Here is a 16,378-nt window from a genome sequence, read left to right on the forward strand (position 1 = left end):
CAATAATATTATTACCAATATGTAATGAGATTATTTAAATCATAGTTATTCAATAAAATCATCAAGTTAAAAAAACAGACAAATATAATATAAAGAATAGAATATGCGATCAATATTTTAATACTAATATGAAAACATCACATGAACAATTATTTATCTGTGAAGAACAAATTAAATTACACACTATTAATATTTGATAATGAAAAATACACACTTACGGATATACTTAGTTTACAAAAAATATATTTAACACTTATTAACAAAAGTTAAAAATAAAATATTCACTTGCTTAAATAATAATTCACAGAGAATAAAAACATGCTTTATTCTGGGAATATTACCGAGATAAAAAAGTAATATTAAATATATGATTATCGATTTATCTCACTGTTAAAAATAGGATTCAACATTGTTCCCTATTTTCAACAATACCCTAACATTCAATACCTAATTTAATAAATCTATTAAGGATAAAAATCATGGAAAATATCTTAAATAATCCTGATTACGCAGTTAATAAAGCTCAAGAATGGATAGAACATATGGAAAAAGGAGGAACAAGGCTCCTTAAAGATTGGGAGCGCTCAGACAATATTATTATGGATTATCCTAATGTTGTAGATTCTTCTGATGTACAGAGTCCAGCTAATGGCGCAGCCACAGGAAATTATACACAGCTTGCAAGAGAATCTTCCTCATCATCTAAAAATCCACTAAGCATTACCGAAGGCTTGCAAACTGTTATTAATATGTGCCGTGCGGTCTCAGGCTATAATCCTTTAGATCCTCTAGGCCAAGGTAATAAAAAGAATTTCTTCTCATTTACAGCAGAATTATCTGGCGTTCCATTCCTTTCTTTGCTGTCAGCAAGCACACAATATGTTATTCAAAAAAGCCATAATGCAGATGTTTTGATCAACTCTTTCCTGGAAAACTTCTTAGGATTATCTAATCAGGAGAAAGAGCAGATGAAAATCCCGCTGAGGCAACTGGCTATCGCGGCATTATCTTATGCAGGTAGAACGCAAACTCAATCCAATTTCGTACAAAGTGTTCTTGCTACATCACCAAGAGGTGGTGTGTCATTCTTCTTGTATTGGTCTGAGTTTTCAATCGTCGCTTCCGCCAATGATAAAGGCATGATCGAATTCAAATCTAGTTACCTCCTGCCACAATCAGAATATAATCTGAGGTACGAATCATGGGTAAATGTAAGACCTTCATTCGAGCAAGCACAGAAGGTATCATTAGAAGATTGGATTAACAGTATGACCACCCGGAGAAAGCAAGGAAGTAACGTAAGAGCGCTCTGTATAGAATAATGTATACCTTATAGATTTCAAGATGCATCGCGACGGCAAGGGAGCGAATCCCCGGGAGCATAGATAACGATGTGACCGGGGTGAGTGAGTGCAGCCAACAAAGAGGCAACTTGAAAGATGACGGGTATAGTGAAATAACCTCAAAATGGTGTCGGCAAAAGCATCGTGGACACCATAAGTTTCATATGTGATGAGGGCGTTCAGAATTCCTCACGTTTTTGTACTGGCGGCTGGTCACGTTCTGTCAAGAAATCAGCCGTAACACTAGGACCATCAAACCAACTATCCCAAGATTCACCAGCCATATCAACCTGTCTTGTTGCTTTCTCCATGAAACTCTCCTTAATTGGGATTAATATCAGCCTTTTTCAGCCAATAATGTATGGCAAATATTGCCTAAAGTCTGCATAGCACGTTCAATTTCCTGATTCCAATCAAAAGAGGCATTCAGACGAAAGGCATGGTTAAACTGTTCGCTGGTACAAAACATATTGCCAGGTGCAATGCTGATCCCTTGTGCCAATGCCAGTTGATAAAGCCGCTGTGCGCTGAACAGAGGTTCAAATTCCAACCAGAGAAAATAGCCACCTTTAGGGCGATTCACTTTTACCGAAGCGGGCATATAGTCACCAATTGCTCGTAACATCAGGTGCTGACGTTGCTCCAATGTGCGACGAAGACGACGTAAGTGATTGTCATATCCCCCTTCCGCAAGATAATCAGCAATCGCCAATTGCGTCGGCATGCTGGCAGAAACAGTGCTCATCATTTGTAACTGTTGGATTTTCTTGGCATGTTTTCCCGCGGCAACCCAACCCACCCGGAATCCCGGCGCCAGACATTTAGAAAACGAGGAGCAGTGCATAAAATTGGTTTCACGGTCCAACCCTTTCGCCGGTACAGGCCGTTGTTGATCGAAATAGAGTTCACCATAAACATCATCTTCAATCAGCACCACTTGGTTACTGTTCAGGATATTCACCAGCCGTAATTTACTTTCAGCAGACATCGTTCCCCCAAGCGGGTTCTGAAAGTGAGTCATTAACCAACAGGCTTTTATCGGGTATTTCTGGATAACCTCCTCCAGCGCATCCAAATCAATACCGTTTTGTGGATCAGTTTTGATTGCTACCGCTTTCAGACGTAAACGTTCAATGGCCTGTAAGGCACCGTAAAAAGAGGGGGATTCAATCACGACCCAATCCCCCGGCTCAGTCACCGACTGTAAACTGAAACTTAGTGATTCCATCGCACCCGCAGTGATGACAATTTCATCAGGAGAGACATGAATACCATGCATTGCATAACGGCGCGATATGTTACGCCGTAACTTATCATTCCCCGGCGGTAAATTGGCTAAAGCACTATGTGGCGCTATTCGCCTGGCAACCGCCGCTAACGCTTTGGAAAGTTTAGGTTGAATCAATAAGGAAGGGTCTGGAAATGCTGAACCAAATGGAATAATCGCAGGATCTTTGCACGCCTGTAATACATCAAAAATAGAAGCGCTTATTTCCACACTTTCACTTAAATGTAATCGCTTTCCCCCTTTTGCCGCGGCAAAGGGTTGCAAACGTTTAGCGACGTAATAACCCGATTGAGGCCGGGAAATGATCCATCCCTGACTCTCTAATAATTGATATGATTGAACAACGGTCATCAAACTCAAACCCGATAACTTCACTGATTCCCTCAGTGAAGGTAATCTATCTCCCACCAGCCAGGTACCATCTTCAATATGTTGGAGAATTTGCTTGGCAAATTGCTCATAACGTTTCATCAATTCAGACCTCCTCGCAAACTGTTATAGTCAATATACAGAAAATTGTCACTATTATAGTGATTTTTTTCATGCTTTACTTATCCGCATACATTTCCTGCCTTTATTCAAACTAAAAATAAGAGGTCACTATGTTTGGTTTAAGTGCCCTGGAACTGGCCAGAATTCAGTTCGCGTTTACCGTCTCCTTTCACATTATCTTTCCGGCGATTACCATCGGGCTGGCAAGTTTTTTAGCGGTACTGGAAGGGTTATGGCTAAAAACGCGTAATACTGATTACAAAGTGCTATATCATTTCTGGTCGAAAATTTTTGCTGTTAACTTTGGTATGGGTGTGGTTTCCGGTCTGGTTATGGCTTACCAATTCGGCACCAACTGGAGTTTTTTCTCTGATTTTGCCGGTTCGATCACGGGTCCATTACTGACTTACGAAGTACTGACCGCGTTTTTTCTTGAAGCGGGCTTTCTCGGCGTTATGTTATTTGGCTGGGATCGTGTAGGTGAAAAATTACATTTCTTCGCTACCGTTATGGTTGCGCTAGGTACTCTGATATCCACTTTTTGGATATTGGCCTCCAATAGCTGGATGCAAACCCCGCAAGGTCACGAAATTGTCAATAATCAGGTCGTCCCCGTCGACTGGCTGGCAGTGATATTTAATCCCTCCTTTCCATATCGCCTGGCTCATATGTCTACCGCGGCCTTTCTCGCCTCAGCATTCTTTGTTGCAGCTTCAGCGGCATGGCATTTATTAAAAGGCAATGACTCGACAGCAATGAAAAAAATGCTATCCATGTCGATGTGGATGATCCTGATTATTGCGCCTTTGCAAGCACTGATTGGTGATGCTCACGGTCTTAACACCCTTGAGCATCAACCCGCTAAAGTCGCCGCAATGGAAGGCCACTGGGAAAATCTTCCCGGCGAAGCAACGCCGCTGATCCTGTTTGGTATCCCGGATATGGAACGGGAAGAGACGCGTTATGCCGTCGAAATTCCTTATCTCGCCAGTCTAATCTTAACTCACAGTATAGATAAGCAGGTTCCGGCGCTTAAGGAGTTTCCACCGGAAGACAGACCAAATGCGCTTATGGTTTTCTGGTCATTTAGAGTGATGGTCGGCCTCGGTGTGTTGATGATAGTTGCCGGCTTTTGGGGGCTTTGGCTGCGCTATAAGAGACGACTTTATCAGTCAAAAACCTTCCTGCGTTTCATATTCTTGATGGCACCTTCCGGCCTGATCGCCATTCTTGCCGGTTGGTTTACCACCGAAATAGGCCGTCAACCGTGGGTAGTTTATGGCCTGTTGCGCACCAAAGATGCAGTATCCGCACACGGTGAAATACATATGAGCATCAGTTTGTTGCTTTTTATCGCGGTTTACAGCTCGGTATTCGGTGTGGGTTACGCCTATATGATGAAACTTATCCGCAAAGGTCCCAAAAAGGAGCTAAAAAATGGGTATTGATCTGCCGTTAATCTGGTTCATTATCATTGTGTTCAGCATCATGATGTACATTGTCATGGATGGTTTTGATCTTGGGATTGGGCTGCTCTATCCCACGGTTAAAAGCGATAAGGACCGTGATTTAATGATGAACAGTGTTGCGCCGGTGTGGGATGGTAACGAAACCTGGTTGGTGCTTGGAGGCGCAGGTTTATTCGGCGCTTTTCCTTTGGCTTATGCCGTTATCCTTGATGCATTAACGATCCCCCTGACATTAATGTTATTTGGCCTGATCTTCCGTGGTGTCGCCTTTGAATTTCGTTTCAAATGCGCGCCTGAGCATCGTCATATCTGGGACAAAGCTTTTATCAGCGGCTCGGTGACGGCGACGTTTGTTCAAGGCGTGGTGGTGGGCGCCTTTATTCAGGGGTTCCCGGTGGAAAACCGCGCTTACGCCGGCAGCTATTTTGATTGGTTCTCACCCTTTCCCCTATTTTGTGGTTTTGGGCTGGTAATTGCTTACGCATTGTTAGGCTGTGGCTGGCTAATTATGAAAACCGAAGGGCACCTACAACAAGAGATGTACCGTGTCGCCCGTCCGCTCACTTTTCTGATGCTGACAGTTATCGCCATTATCAGTTTATGGACACCATTCATTCATCCGACAATAGCTGAACGTTGGTTTAGCTTACCTAACCTATTGTTCTTCTTGCCTGTGCCACTGTTGGTGGTCTGGTCTGGCTGGAAACTCCTGCATTCCATCAAACGTAAAGCCCATTACACACCGTTTCTGGTAGCACTATTGTTGGTTTTCCTTGGCTACAGTGGGTTAGGTATCAGTATCTGGCCTAACTTGATCCCACCGGCCATCAGCTACGAAGCGGCGGCGGCACCACAGCAAAGTTTAGGTTTCATGCTGGTCGGCGCCCTACTTATCATCCCAGTGATCCTGGTTTACACCTATTGGAGCTACTACGTTTTTCGGGGGAAAGTTAACCATGAACAAGGCTACCACTAATCAAGCTATCACTACTCAAAACATCCCACGCCCTTCTGTATGGAAACGGATAGGCTGGATGGCAATGATTTGGTTATGCAGTGTGATGGCTCTTTTTGCTGTTTCCACGCTATTTCGCCTTCTGATGACAGCAGCAGGTATGAAATTGAAGTAATTATTAACACTATTTAACAAATTGAGCTAAAGTTTTCATCAGTATTGCAGAACGGAATCTTAACCTGATGAAAACAAGTTCAAATAACACCATCTTCAAAAACCAAAAACTGTTTGTAATCAACTCTATTATAAATTTATTTTTACTTTTTATACTGTTATTGATTAATAAACCGTCTATTCAAGATTTGATCTTACCGTTATTGATAATGTTAAGCATTACAAATATCTACTTCCTGATAAAAGTGGTACATAACTCTGCTCCTGTCAAAGAATGGCAACATGCAAGATACAAAGCAGAAATTAACGCACTGAAACAAAAAAATAGCTATTTGGATTGCCTCTGTCAAAGCCATTTCAAACTACAAAATTGTAAGCTGCTACCTGAAAAGCTTCAGGAGATTTTTTCCCACCTCAATCGCCTGATCCCTTTCTGTGAAGCCAAAATCATCTTTTATCCATCACAACAAGAATATTTCTTCCGCAATCCCCACCAATGTCCCTATTTCGATATGCCGCTGATCATGAGATGGAATCTAGATGATAATATTGATAGCTATGGGACACTCTGGATAAAAACACACAGAAATAGTGATCTCACTCCTGATGAAAAAAGCCTGGTCCAGGATGTGGTGACTTTAATGACAAATAAACTATTACGGGAAAATCAGCTCCAATGCCAACACCAGAGTATGTTGGCCGCAGAGAGAGCCTCTATTTCCCGTGAACTCCACGATTCCATTGCCCAATCCCTCTCTTTCCTTAAGATTCAAGTTAATTGCTTATATATCGGCAGTGATAATTTACCCAAGCAAAGCTTAACCTCGCTGAATATGATTAAAGATGAGTTGAATATTGCCTATCGCCAGCTCAGAGAATTACTGGCAACTTTTAGGAATGAGCAACCTCAATGTAATCTACAAGAATCTTTACAGACCTTGATTAATGAATTTAACCACCGTCTAGGCTTCAACATTGAATTCAATTACCGCCTGACACATCATCAGCACATTCCTGACAGTTACAGCAAACATTTGATACAAATCATTAGGGAATGTTTGAACAACTGTTATAAACATGCCAATGCCAATTGGATCAGTATCCGTATTTATCCTATCGATGACAAAATCATTACGGTTGTCAGTGATAACGGTCAGGGTATCAATCTGGACTCCGCTAATAAAAACAAATTTGGGCTGGCTATTATGCAAGACAGAGTTTCTATCCTAGGTGGACAATTACAGATAAAAAACCGTAAACATGGTGGTACAGAGGTAGAAATTCAATTTTCAGTGGATTGAAAAAGGCGGATAAATCCCATTATCGACGGCAGCGCAATTTGTTGAATGATAATAATTAGCATTTGCGTGAATTACTGTTACACTAAATTTGGTTTTATCAGATAATAACCTTCGGTAAATTTTCCAGAGGAATTTTACGTGACTAATAGAACAATTGAAGAAAAAAATATTTACCGGCCTGCACCACCTAGACTGGTTCAGGTGAAAAACATTTTCGACGTGACACCTAATATGCGCAGTATGACTTTCACCAGCGAGTGTCTGGATAGTTATCCCACTGAATGTGAAGGCGGGCACCTAAAGATATTCTTACCGCTTCCGGGACAGACCAAACCGGTATTACCTACTTTATCCCCAGAAGGCCCGATATGGCCGCCGAGTGAACTGCGTCCAATGACTCGCATTTACTCCGTTCGGGCCATCCGCACCGAACAAAAAGAGATCGATATTGAGTTTGCATTACACCACAATGGCGGCCCTGCGGTAGAATTTGCTCATAGGGCTAAAATCGGTGACTGGATTGGTATCACTAACCCCGGCGGCCCAGATCCATTACTGCCAAAAGTCAGCAATTATTATATGGCCGGTGACCCAAGCTCCCTGCCTGCTATTGCCGCGCTCTTGGAAACAGTAAAACCAGATGCGACCGGGCAAGTCATTATTCGTATCGAAAGCGAGCAAGATATTCAGGAATTAAAAAAGCCGGCTGGAATAGCGGTTCACTGGATCACCGGTGATGTTGAAATAACTGAAAAAATCATATCTGAATTTAAATCCTGGTCATTACCAATAGAAGATGTCACTTTCTGGCTTGCTGGTGAAGATAAGCTAGTAAAAGAACTTCGTCGCTATATTCGCCGAGAAAAAGGCTATGAACGCCACCAGCTATATGCCATCCCTTACTGGAGGCATGGCTTTAATGAGGAAGGTTATCATGTCCTGCGTCATGAAGTGATGGATAACGACGATTAACAGCCTTGTATATCTTACTTGCTTGATCCCCTCACTTACTGAAATCAGAGGATGAGGGAATCAGCGATACTGATATTATCAGCAAGATCACTTAAAACGAGGTTTTTAAAATCGAAGCAATGAGATTGACGATAACTCAATCCCTATTGAGTTTGTAACACTTTCTTACAAATTTATTTTTTCGTAAATTAAAAAAATGAAAATTTTCCTTGCTAGTTCCATCATATGGGCAATCAGATATCAATCATTAACGTTATTCACCATTATTTCTATTTAGTAAAAACTAACGAATCATTATGACAGTATAATGACAACTTCCCTTCTCCACCGGATAGCAACAATATTATTATTGATGACAACAGAGAAAATAGTTAATTATCTATTTTGTTAAGTACCCTTACAGTTTCCAGCCAACCGAAAACCGGCATTTTTTGCTTCAGTTTCTGTTCTAAAATAGACAGTATTCTTCTCCTGAATCACCTTATAACCTGAACAATGAGAAAAATGATAGATTTTGCTATTGTTATTCCCTTTAATTAATCCTGTAGAAGATGCACCAGATAACACCCGTTGCCTCTGGATATCAGTTTGGCTATTTCTCTGCCCTTTTCCTTGCTCGCTTTTTGGAATGCCAGAGGCGGAGTTCTTATGCCACAATTGCCATTTCCGCTCACCCGTCACAAAAGGATTGTGATGCCCCATAATGCCGGCAATTCTATTATCTCTTTCCCGTTCCCATTTATTCGGTGGATATTGACGATCCCAAGCGATAAATAATTGCTGTTGTTGGCGGGACATGGAAAGATTGTAACGATCGTGCATATAGAAATTAATCCGAGCGACCTGCCCTTTTACTTCATTTCTAGGTTCAAACGTTCGAGATTTAAAATCGACTTTACTGGTACAACGACCATAATCATTCGGCATATTTTTCGGTAACATTCCATAACTGAAATTACTACGATCGCCATTAACCTCTCCAATTGATGGAGCCAAATTATGCATATCGGATTCCATTGTCCTGAAAACAGGATCGGCAGAGACACAATTCTTCCTCCCTCCATTTTGCCAACATTGCCGCTGATGACCAAAAACCCAGGCAGTAACAATATGTTCCCATTCAATTCGTTCAGCACGACTCTGTTGTGACCTGACTTGATAACCACACGAAGAAAGGATTACGCGTCCACCGCTCTTACCTGTCCATTGCCAATGACAACCACAATAAAATGTCCCGGCCTCTGACTTAAATTGATCATGATAAATGCGTTTACGCAATTCAACTTTAGCTTGTTCAAAGGTAGACGGAGCGGCAAAAGAAGATAAAGGAGCAATTAAACTGAAACACCCAATATGAATTGTCCAAAAAATAACTTTACGTTTCAATGCTAAACCCTACTTATATAAAAATATCATTCTGATTTTAACCTTTTATGTTGCCTCATAATCGACCTATAAGACAAACATTATTTCTTTGCATTTCTTCTTAGCATCTCGTTTAAACAGAAAAGCTATTCAATAAACAGGTTGAGATATCACAAAATGGTAGTTATCCCAATAAGATACAGGGCCGACATCCGGCCCCGTCTTATTACAATTTATGACCAAAAGCGCTGCTACTCTCCATTTCTTTCTGTAACTTCTTTCGATTCAAGTTCCAGAGTGAATCTTCTGGCATTTGGACCCGAATATCTAAACGGCAAGAATCGGGAATATCACAGGGTTCCCCATCTTGATAGAATATCTTGTTGCCATTGTCATCAATAGATTTGAGCCGCCAATTTTGAAATCTCTCCGGTAAATGTACGTGTTGGCGATGGAAAGTCTCAATAATAATAGAGCCGTCAGGTTGAACGTGATCATCAACAAAAATCAGTTCGAGATCATTGTTGTCGCGGGGAACGGAAATACCTCCATGCACCCCCCAACCACCATCAGCGTTATAGCTCAGGATATTTGATATACGATATATGCCGGTTCCCTGTTTTATCACTTCTGCACCTTCGGATTCGTCATTAGTCAAGAATGTGCCATCAGGGTAGATTTCTATTATCGGAGAGGCTTTCTTGAGGTATCCGTTGGTGTCTGGTTTAGCGTTCTTATCGTCCCAAAACTTACGGGTAGCTTGTCTGTTGCTATCGCTATTTATGCTATCTGTACGATATGTATTGCCTTCATGCTCGAAAACCAGCCTATGGCTCCATACATCATACACGCCTTCACTTGATAAGCCATTTACATTACTAATTCTTAACTGAACGCCATACCCACCAAGTGGCAATCCATATTTAGTGACGAATGGCGCGTTGGGTCCATATCCGGCACAACCATCGTATAAATTTTCCAATCCATTCAAACGAGCAAAACCCATTGAAAGCATTGCATTATTAGTTGATACTGCACCCACATCCCCCGCAGTCAGATTGATATCCCCAGTCAACGCCTTACCGTTTATTTTCCGGCTATCAGGTACTCTAGTATTAATATTTCCAAGTAATGAATTAACTATTTCCTTAATCAACTGTTGCGTCACTGCCAATGTATCACTATCACCCATCACATCGGTAAGTTGCACAATACCTTTTTGTGTTAATGAAGCATTGGGAATTCCTGTTATCGCTTTCTGTTCTAAAGCTTTATTTAACTGTGCAGTGAATTTAGTGACATTACCATCATCTAAAACATCCTCACCGGTTTGTGTCGCAATAAAATCAGCTATAACCGATGTTATTGTTGATGTTTGACGAAATATCTTATTTAATGTGTAATTATCAATATACTGCCTGTCTGGAAACCCACGCGACAAATTCAGATCTGTTTCATAGTCTTGCTGACTGGGCACATTAGCATTACTATCAATAGCAAAAGCTTTAAAATCATTTTTACTCATATACCTTCCCCAAATTAAATAATGTTCATTTACAGTCAATAAGTCGAATTATTAGAAATAATTCCCCATAATTTACATCAGTTATAGCCTAATTCTGAAAAACAATAAAAATATCCTTACTGACCGCCCTCCACTTTTAGCAAAAATAAATTTGAAGTCGATAACCAAATCAACTTTACGAATCAGAGTTCATTTTTACATGAACTTTTATACGAATTTTTTCCAATCAAAGCACTGATTAAAAACCAGCGCTTCGTTAATATTTAAGAATTATAAAACTTTAATGATATTATTCTTGCGGCTTTTCCGGCCAATTAATGTCTGGCACCGATGAAATATCAACCCGACGCAGTAATACCAAATATTTTTTCCAATCTAGCAATAAAGTTTTTTCAGCTTCCGATGCCATTTCAGTTTCAACCGCATATTGCAATACTGTTATGGCGTCATCAGCTTGCCGACGAAAAATAGCACGTTGTTGTTCTGCCTGTTCAATTTGACCGGCTTTTTGAGCTTCAAAGTCCGTTACCCATTTTTCACCATCCCATTGATCAAAATCGGTGGACGGTTGCTCGAATGTTAATGTTTCTGGTAATTCACCCAGTACAGCCACTTCTTCCTGTGCACCCGCTTGCGTGTTGTAAGCTATTTTTCCACGGTGGTCAGGAACAATTTCCCAATAACTTCCGTCCTCACTGCGGCGCACCGCCATATCATTAGAATCGGGCAAGTCTGGCGCGTCTAAATAAGAGTGCGCTGACAAACCTACGCCTTCCGCCACATATTCGAAATCAGAACCAGAGAATTCTCTCGAATAGGCATTAGCATGATAAACCTTTATCCAGCCAGCTTGAATTGCTAATCCGTCTTCACCTAATATAGCGGTTTCAGTATCTAAGATATTTTCTTGTGTCATTATTATTCTGCCTTTACGATGTAGTTAAATGCGATATTGCGGGGACGATTTTCATTCGCAGTAGGTACAATGCGAGAAACATCTATTTCTAGTAGACTAAATCGATCTTGGGCTATAGAGTCATATGTGGTGCCAGTATTAAATAAACTGTAGGGGTTAGTTCCAGAAGTATAAAAAGCACCACTAGCGTGACTAAACATACGGGATGAGTTAGTTACAGTTCGTCCACTTACACTACCAGTAATACTCCTAATCGCATCCCCTTGGTGAGTTAAAATTTCACGACCACTATCAACACCCCGCCCATCATCCCAGCCACGAATAAACTCACCTCTTAAATCAGGTAATCTACCGTTAGGATAAGCTTCTGCTAATTTCGGATACTGTGATCTACTAAAAGCAGAGCCATTACAAATGAAATAACCGGAAGGTGGATGGGGTAACGGCCAAGGAATAGGAGAGCCAACAGGGATGTTGGAAATACCTGAAATTTTTTGCTCTAAAGCTTTATCTAAAGCCCTATTGAATCGCACAGTAAGTTTAGCTATATCACCATCATCCAAAACATCCTCACCAGATTGTGTCGCAATAAAATTAGCCACAACAGATGATATTGTTGAGGATTGGCGTAATACCTTATTTAATACATGAGTAGAAACATTCTCAGGTGGAAATCCGGTCTGTAAACTCTGGCTTTCTTCATATTTTTTTTGACTCACTACATTAGCATTATCACTGATAGAAAAGGCTTTAAAATCATTTCTTTGGCTCATACACCCCTCTTAAATTCAATAATGTCATTCAGTAATCAATATATTAAATTATCGTACAGATAGCCTCTCTCAATTGGCGAAGATTATAGTCTAGTTCAGGAAAGGAATAATGGGATTTATTTTATAACTTATGAGGTTAATTATTTTTGTATAATTGGCAGTAATAAATCATCCAACACATTGTAATAAAACACACCCAGATCATCTGCATTGATCACTTCTTACCTTATCTTTACTATTTAAAATTTTCATGACAATATTTCCTGCCTTTATTAAAACAAATGAAAAAATAACAATGACAAAAAAGACCACACGACAGCGTGGCCTTAAGCAAGGTAACTCACCAGTAAAAATCATTGTTTTTCAGCGAACAATAACCTGTAAATTCCCCCGCCAACAATCCCACCAATCATTGGCATCACCCAGAAAAACCATAATTGCTCTAAAGCCCAGGTATTCTGGAATATCGCAACAGCCGTACTTCGTGCCGGATTGACTGAAGTGTTGGTAATAGGAATACTAATCAAATTAATTAAAACCAGCGCCAAACCGATTGCTAATGGTGCAAAACCCGCAGGTGCTCGTCTATCTGTCACACCAATAATGACAATTAAGAAAATAGCCGTTAAAACAATTTCAGCTACAATAGCTGATTGAAGTGAAAATCCACCCGGTGAATGCTCACCAAAACCATTTGATGCAAAGCCACTCGTGGTCGCATCAAAACCCGCCTGTCCACTGGCAATAACATACAGTACCGCCGCCGCAAGAATACCACCTATAACTTGAGAAATAATATAAGGAATAACTTCTACTGCCCTGAAACGACCACCAGCCCAAAGACCAATTGTTACAGCGGGATTAAAATGCCCGCCAGAAATATGCCCAACAGCATATATCATCGTCAATACTGTTAAACCAAATGCCAAAGATACACCAACAAAACCAATCCCTAATTCAGGAAATGCCGCAGAGAATACAACACTACCACATCCCCCAAAAACCAGAACAAAAGTTCCAAGTAATTCAGCCGCTAATTTTCTTAACATGTTTTGTCCTCATCCAGTTATTCAAAACGAGTTACCTTGCTGAAATTAACTATAGCCAATAAATTAAAATCATGCTTATTTTTACTATAACCGCATAACCAACTGATTTTTGTAGCATCTTTGTCTGATACTCACTTTAAACTGGGATTTAATGCATCATCTATCCTGTGCAGATCAACTTTTCAGTGAAAAATGGATAACTTAAAATCAATTATCACCAAAATAAGTTCAATATTCTGTTTAAAAATAGGAAAATCCGATGCAAAATACCTGCACCGGATTATCACATTAGTATTGAATAGCACAATATCTATTAAGCGATAAGTACTATATAAAAGCAGGCTGTTTCATTACTAAATAAATCATTCATCTGACTACTAAAACTGAAATATTTGCATATCCGACAATGCCTGAAGCATTTGAGCCTAATAAATGGGTGGAAATATTAGGCCGCCGGGAACCAATAACAATTAAATCTGCTTTAATCTCATCTGCTGTCGATAATACTTTATCCCTCGGTGATCCAAAGGCTACGGAGAAAGAGACTCGCTCTTTTGGCAAGTCTATTTTCTCAGCCACGTTTGCCAATTCCTCTTCTGATCTTGCAATAGATTTCTTGGCAAAAGAGTTGATCAGCTCATATTGGTAACTATAACTAATTGAAAATCTTGATATATCAGGAACGGCATGGAAAAGATGTATATTAGCATCAGATAACTTCGCCAAATACTCTGCATGTGCAATCGCTTTATCGGTCAACTCATCTTCTGAAATGTCCACTGGTACTAAAATCATTTTGTACATACGCACTCCTATATTTATATACCAAACCTAACTCTAACTACTTCAATGAGTATATATACCCTTCATCTTTCAAGCTGCTGCTTTGTTGGCTGCTTTCACTCACCCCAGTCACATCGTTATCTATGCTCCTAGGGATTCGTTCACTTGCCGCCTCTCTGCAACTCGAAATCTATTAGGTATAAAATATTCCATTATTTGTTGTGAGTTGTTTAACTAAATCAAATAAATTACGGTATAGCTCTATTTTTAATCACTCAGAACCGAGACAGTCAATTTTTCTATAACTATTGCATCCTCAATAATTCTACGAAACCCTATGCAATCTCAATGAAAATATTTAATAAAAATATAACAACACACCATTAGCTAAATGGTAAATCGAGCAAGCCATCCGAAGATGGCTAACCAATCTCTTCCATTACATTTCACCTTATCGAATAACCAAAACAGATGTTGTCGAATATTTGACAACACCTGATGCATTAGATCCTAGTAAATGTGTTGTAATATTGGGCCTTCTGGAGCCAATAACAATAAGATCAGCATTAATTTCTGTCGCTGCTGCTGTTATTTCATCTCTTGGCGACCCAAATGCAATGGAATAGGATAACCTGTCATCAGGAAAATCGATGGTATCAAGCAGCATTTTCAAATCATCTTCGGCTTTAATTGTCGCTTTATCCTTAATTTCCTCATATCCCAACGAATATGCGTTAACAATCGCGGATGAAATTGGCAGTACATGGAGAATATGGAGCTTCGCACCTGTTTCTTTTGCTAAAGACAGTGCATGCTTAACCGCTTTACTCGTTAGTTCATCTTCTGAAATATCTACCGGTACTAAAATAGTTTTGTACATACGCACGCTCCTATATTTACATACCAAACCAGACTACTACGTTTAGTATACTCTATATCCTGTTAATTACTATGAGTTATTCAACCATATAAATGCAATGATAAAAATCAAAGAAATCATTTATATTTCATATCGATATAAAGATATTACCAATACCATTCACATAGAATCAACATTTATAAAAGTAAAAACCAATCATTATCATAATAATAAATCCATTACTGTTTGTCATCAATGATGATTAAGTTACTTATTTGCAAAAGAAAAATTCAATTAATACCTTTATTCAATATATCATTCTGTATATAACGAATAAATAACAATTATAACTTAAGAATTTTTCACAAATCATCCTTCTTCCCGCTCTTTCTCTATAACCAAATAATTAATATCGTTTTTAATTTATTTACCTTACATCTTTAATTTCATATACTTATGATCATTTAATGCATATAATAATATACTTTTACAAATAAAAATATTATGAAAATAGATGCGGTTCATTTCACTACGTATACCTAATAGATTTCGAGTTGCAGAGAGGCGGCAAGTGAACGAATCCCTAGGAGCATAGATAACGATGTGACTGGGGTGAGTGAAAGCAGCCAACAAAGCAGCAGCTTGAAAGATGAAGGGTATAGCAAAAGTGGGATATGTACAGGGGCAATAACATTAACCCCTGAGACCTACCTCACTGCCGATATAACGCTTTTATTTGCTGAACGGTATTTTCAAATATCCTGGCTTGTTTTTCATCGCCCATTTCTGCAATAACACGTTCCAGATTCAGTACAACTCTCCCTGCGTTAGCTTGTCCCATAGTTTTAAGCATAGAAGCCAACAGAACTTTCAAACATGTCACCTCCGTAGCCAAGGTTCCAGTATCGGATGAAGGAATTAAATCGATTTTGTTCATAGTCGTTACCTGTTTATGTATTAATTACGTCATGAAAATAATAATTATACCACATAATTCATCCCCTATTTTTATACATTTTCCAAATAGATCTACGCCAAAAAACGTTAAATTATTGTTAAAACCATTTATTTTATAAATATTTATTTAGTTATTAATTTCATCATAATCAGAATA

The 16,378-nt window shown here is 39.5% G+C and carries 15 protein-coding genes and 1 pseudogene; 6 read left to right on the forward strand and 10 right to left on the reverse strand.

The genetic code is table 11. The features are described 5' to 3' along the window. Positions 1-479 precede the first annotated feature (479 nt). Entirely contained in the window at positions 480-1,322 is an 843-nt protein-coding gene (locus D3222_RS18900) for a hypothetical protein (protein WP_118987528.1), read from the forward strand. Between the two features lie 200 nt (positions 1,323-1,522). Here the strand turns inward: D3222_RS18900 and D3222_RS26180 are convergent. Then, positions 1,523-1,642 (reverse strand): annotated as a pseudogene (locus D3222_RS26180) (AbrB/MazE/SpoVT family DNA-binding domain-containing protein); the annotation flags it as partial. 38 nt (positions 1,643-1,680) lie between these two features. Next, the gene (locus D3222_RS18910; protein ID WP_118987529.1) at positions 1,681-3,102 is read right to left on the reverse strand and encodes an aminotransferase-like domain-containing protein; all 1,422 of its coding nucleotides are present in this window, start codon (positions 3,100-3,102) and stop codon (positions 1,681-1,683) included. Positions 3,103-3,233: 131 nt separating this feature from the next. On the opposite strand from D3222_RS18910, the gene D3222_RS18915 reads away from it, so the two are divergent. From D3222_RS18915 to D3222_RS18935, 5 genes are all read left to right on the forward strand, one after another. After that, the gene (locus tag D3222_RS18915) at positions 3,234-4,571 is read left to right on the forward strand and encodes a cytochrome ubiquinol oxidase subunit I (protein WP_118987530.1); all 1,338 of its coding nucleotides are present in this window, start codon (positions 3,234-3,236) and stop codon (positions 4,569-4,571) included. Continuing rightward, the gene (gene cydB / locus D3222_RS18920; protein ID WP_118987531.1) at positions 4,561-5,568 is read left to right on the forward strand and encodes a cytochrome d ubiquinol oxidase subunit II; all 1,008 of its coding nucleotides are present in this window, start codon (positions 4,561-4,563) and stop codon (positions 5,566-5,568) included. Before D3222_RS18915 ends, cydB begins: the two co-directional genes overlap by 11 nt. After that, a complete protein-coding gene (locus tag D3222_RS18925; RefSeq protein WP_118987532.1) occupies positions 5,549-5,722 on the forward strand; it encodes a DUF2474 domain-containing protein in 174 nt (57 codons plus the stop codon). Before cydB ends, D3222_RS18925 begins: the two co-directional genes overlap by 20 nt. Positions 5,723-5,930: 208 nt before the next feature. Further along, positions 5,931-7,022, forward strand: coding sequence for a histidine kinase (locus D3222_RS18930; protein ID WP_232832593.1), 1,092 nt, complete (start codon positions 5,931-5,933; stop codon positions 7,020-7,022). Between the two features lie 138 nt (positions 7,023-7,160). Beyond that, the gene (locus tag D3222_RS18935; protein ID WP_118987534.1) at positions 7,161-7,994 is read left to right on the forward strand and encodes a siderophore-interacting protein; all 834 of its coding nucleotides are present in this window, start codon (positions 7,161-7,163) and stop codon (positions 7,992-7,994) included. Between the two features lie 387 nt (positions 7,995-8,381). Here D3222_RS18935 and D3222_RS18940 read toward each other — a convergent pair whose 3' ends face one another. The 8 genes from D3222_RS18940 to D3222_RS18980 all read right to left on the reverse strand — a co-directional run bounded on the left by D3222_RS18940 (position 8,382) and on the right by D3222_RS18980 (position 16,201). Further along, positions 8,382-9,380: an endonuclease gene (locus D3222_RS18940; RefSeq protein ID WP_118987535.1), complete on the reverse strand. Its 999-nt coding sequence runs from the start codon at positions 9,378-9,380 to the stop codon at positions 8,382-8,384. Positions 9,381-9,585: 205 nt separating this feature from the next. Continuing rightward, complete coding sequence (locus tag D3222_RS18945; RefSeq protein WP_118987536.1) at positions 9,586-10,884, reverse strand: phage tail fiber protein; 1,299 nt, start codon at positions 10,882-10,884, stop codon at positions 9,586-9,588. A 289-nt stretch (positions 10,885-11,173) separates the two neighbouring features. Next, positions 11,174-11,800 (reverse strand): tail fiber assembly protein, encoded by a 627-nt coding sequence (locus D3222_RS18950; RefSeq protein WP_118987537.1) that lies wholly within the window; start codon positions 11,798-11,800, stop codon positions 11,174-11,176. A 2-nt stretch (positions 11,801-11,802) separates the two neighbouring features. Next, the gene (locus D3222_RS18955) at positions 11,803-12,573 is read right to left on the reverse strand and encodes a phage tail protein (protein WP_118987538.1); all 771 of its coding nucleotides are present in this window, start codon (positions 12,571-12,573) and stop codon (positions 11,803-11,805) included. Between the two features lie 353 nt (positions 12,574-12,926). Next, positions 12,927-13,622 (reverse strand): aquaporin Z, encoded by a 696-nt coding sequence (gene aqpZ / locus D3222_RS18960; protein WP_118987539.1) that lies wholly within the window; start codon positions 13,620-13,622, stop codon positions 12,927-12,929. A gap of 366 nt (positions 13,623-13,988) precedes the next feature. Continuing rightward, entirely contained in the window at positions 13,989-14,426 is a 438-nt protein-coding gene (locus D3222_RS18965; RefSeq protein ID WP_118987540.1) for a universal stress protein, read from the reverse strand. 430 nt (positions 14,427-14,856) lie between these two features. Continuing rightward, positions 14,857-15,285 carry a universal stress protein gene (locus D3222_RS18975; RefSeq protein ID WP_118987542.1) on the reverse strand — a complete coding sequence of 143 codons (429 nt, stop codon included), beginning with the start codon at positions 15,283-15,285 and terminating at the stop codon, positions 14,857-14,859. Between the two features lie 691 nt (positions 15,286-15,976). After that, positions 15,977-16,201, reverse strand: a complete 225-nt coding sequence (locus tag D3222_RS18980; protein WP_118987543.1) for a DUF2594 family protein — start codon at positions 16,199-16,201, stop codon at positions 15,977-15,979. Positions 16,202-16,378: the final 177 nt, after the last annotated feature.

The sequence above is a fragment of the Photorhabdus sp. CRCIA-P01 genome (genome assembly GCF_003545805.1).
In the GTDB taxonomy this organism is placed as follows: Bacteria; Pseudomonadota; Gammaproteobacteria; order Enterobacterales; family Enterobacteriaceae; genus Photorhabdus; species Photorhabdus antumapuensis.

What these genes read in the sequence shown, in the direction of transcription:
- aqpZ (WP_118987539.1), bottom strand. Translation starts at nt 13,622, where the DNA reads ATGTTAAGAAAATTAGCGGCTGAATTACTTGGAACTTTTGTTCTGGTT.
- D3222_RS18975 (WP_118987542.1), bottom strand. Translation starts at nt 15,285, where the DNA reads ATGTACAAAACTATTTTAGTACCGGTAGATATTTCAGAAGATGAACTA.
- D3222_RS18955 (WP_118987538.1), bottom strand. Translation starts at nt 12,573, where the DNA reads ATGAGCCAAAGAAATGATTTTAAAGCCTTTTCTATCAGTGATAATGCT.
- D3222_RS18965 (WP_118987540.1), bottom strand. Translation starts at nt 14,426, where the DNA reads ATGTACAAAATGATTTTAGTACCAGTGGACATTTCAGAAGATGAGTTG.
- cydB (WP_118987531.1), top strand. Translation starts at nt 4,561, where the DNA reads ATGGGTATTGATCTGCCGTTAATCTGGTTCATTATCATTGTGTTCAGC.
- D3222_RS18945 (WP_118987536.1), bottom strand. Translation starts at nt 10,884, where the DNA reads ATGAGTAAAAATGATTTTAAAGCTTTTGCTATTGATAGTAATGCTAAT.
- D3222_RS18925 (WP_118987532.1), top strand. Translation starts at nt 5,549, where the DNA reads ATGAACAAGGCTACCACTAATCAAGCTATCACTACTCAAAACATCCCA.
- D3222_RS18915 (WP_118987530.1), top strand. Translation starts at nt 3,234, where the DNA reads ATGTTTGGTTTAAGTGCCCTGGAACTGGCCAGAATTCAGTTCGCGTTT.
- D3222_RS18980 (WP_118987543.1), bottom strand. Translation starts at nt 16,201, where the DNA reads ATGAACAAAATCGATTTAATTCCTTCATCCGATACTGGAACCTTGGCT.
- D3222_RS18950 (WP_118987537.1), bottom strand. Translation starts at nt 11,800, where the DNA reads ATGACACAAGAAAATATCTTAGATACTGAAACCGCTATATTAGGTGAA.
- D3222_RS18900 (WP_118987528.1), top strand. Translation starts at nt 480, where the DNA reads ATGGAAAATATCTTAAATAATCCTGATTACGCAGTTAATAAAGCTCAA.
- D3222_RS18930 (WP_232832593.1), top strand. Translation starts at nt 5,931, where the DNA reads ATGTTAAGCATTACAAATATCTACTTCCTGATAAAAGTGGTACATAAC.
- D3222_RS18910 (WP_118987529.1), bottom strand. Translation starts at nt 3,102, where the DNA reads ATGAAACGTTATGAGCAATTTGCCAAGCAAATTCTCCAACATATTGAA.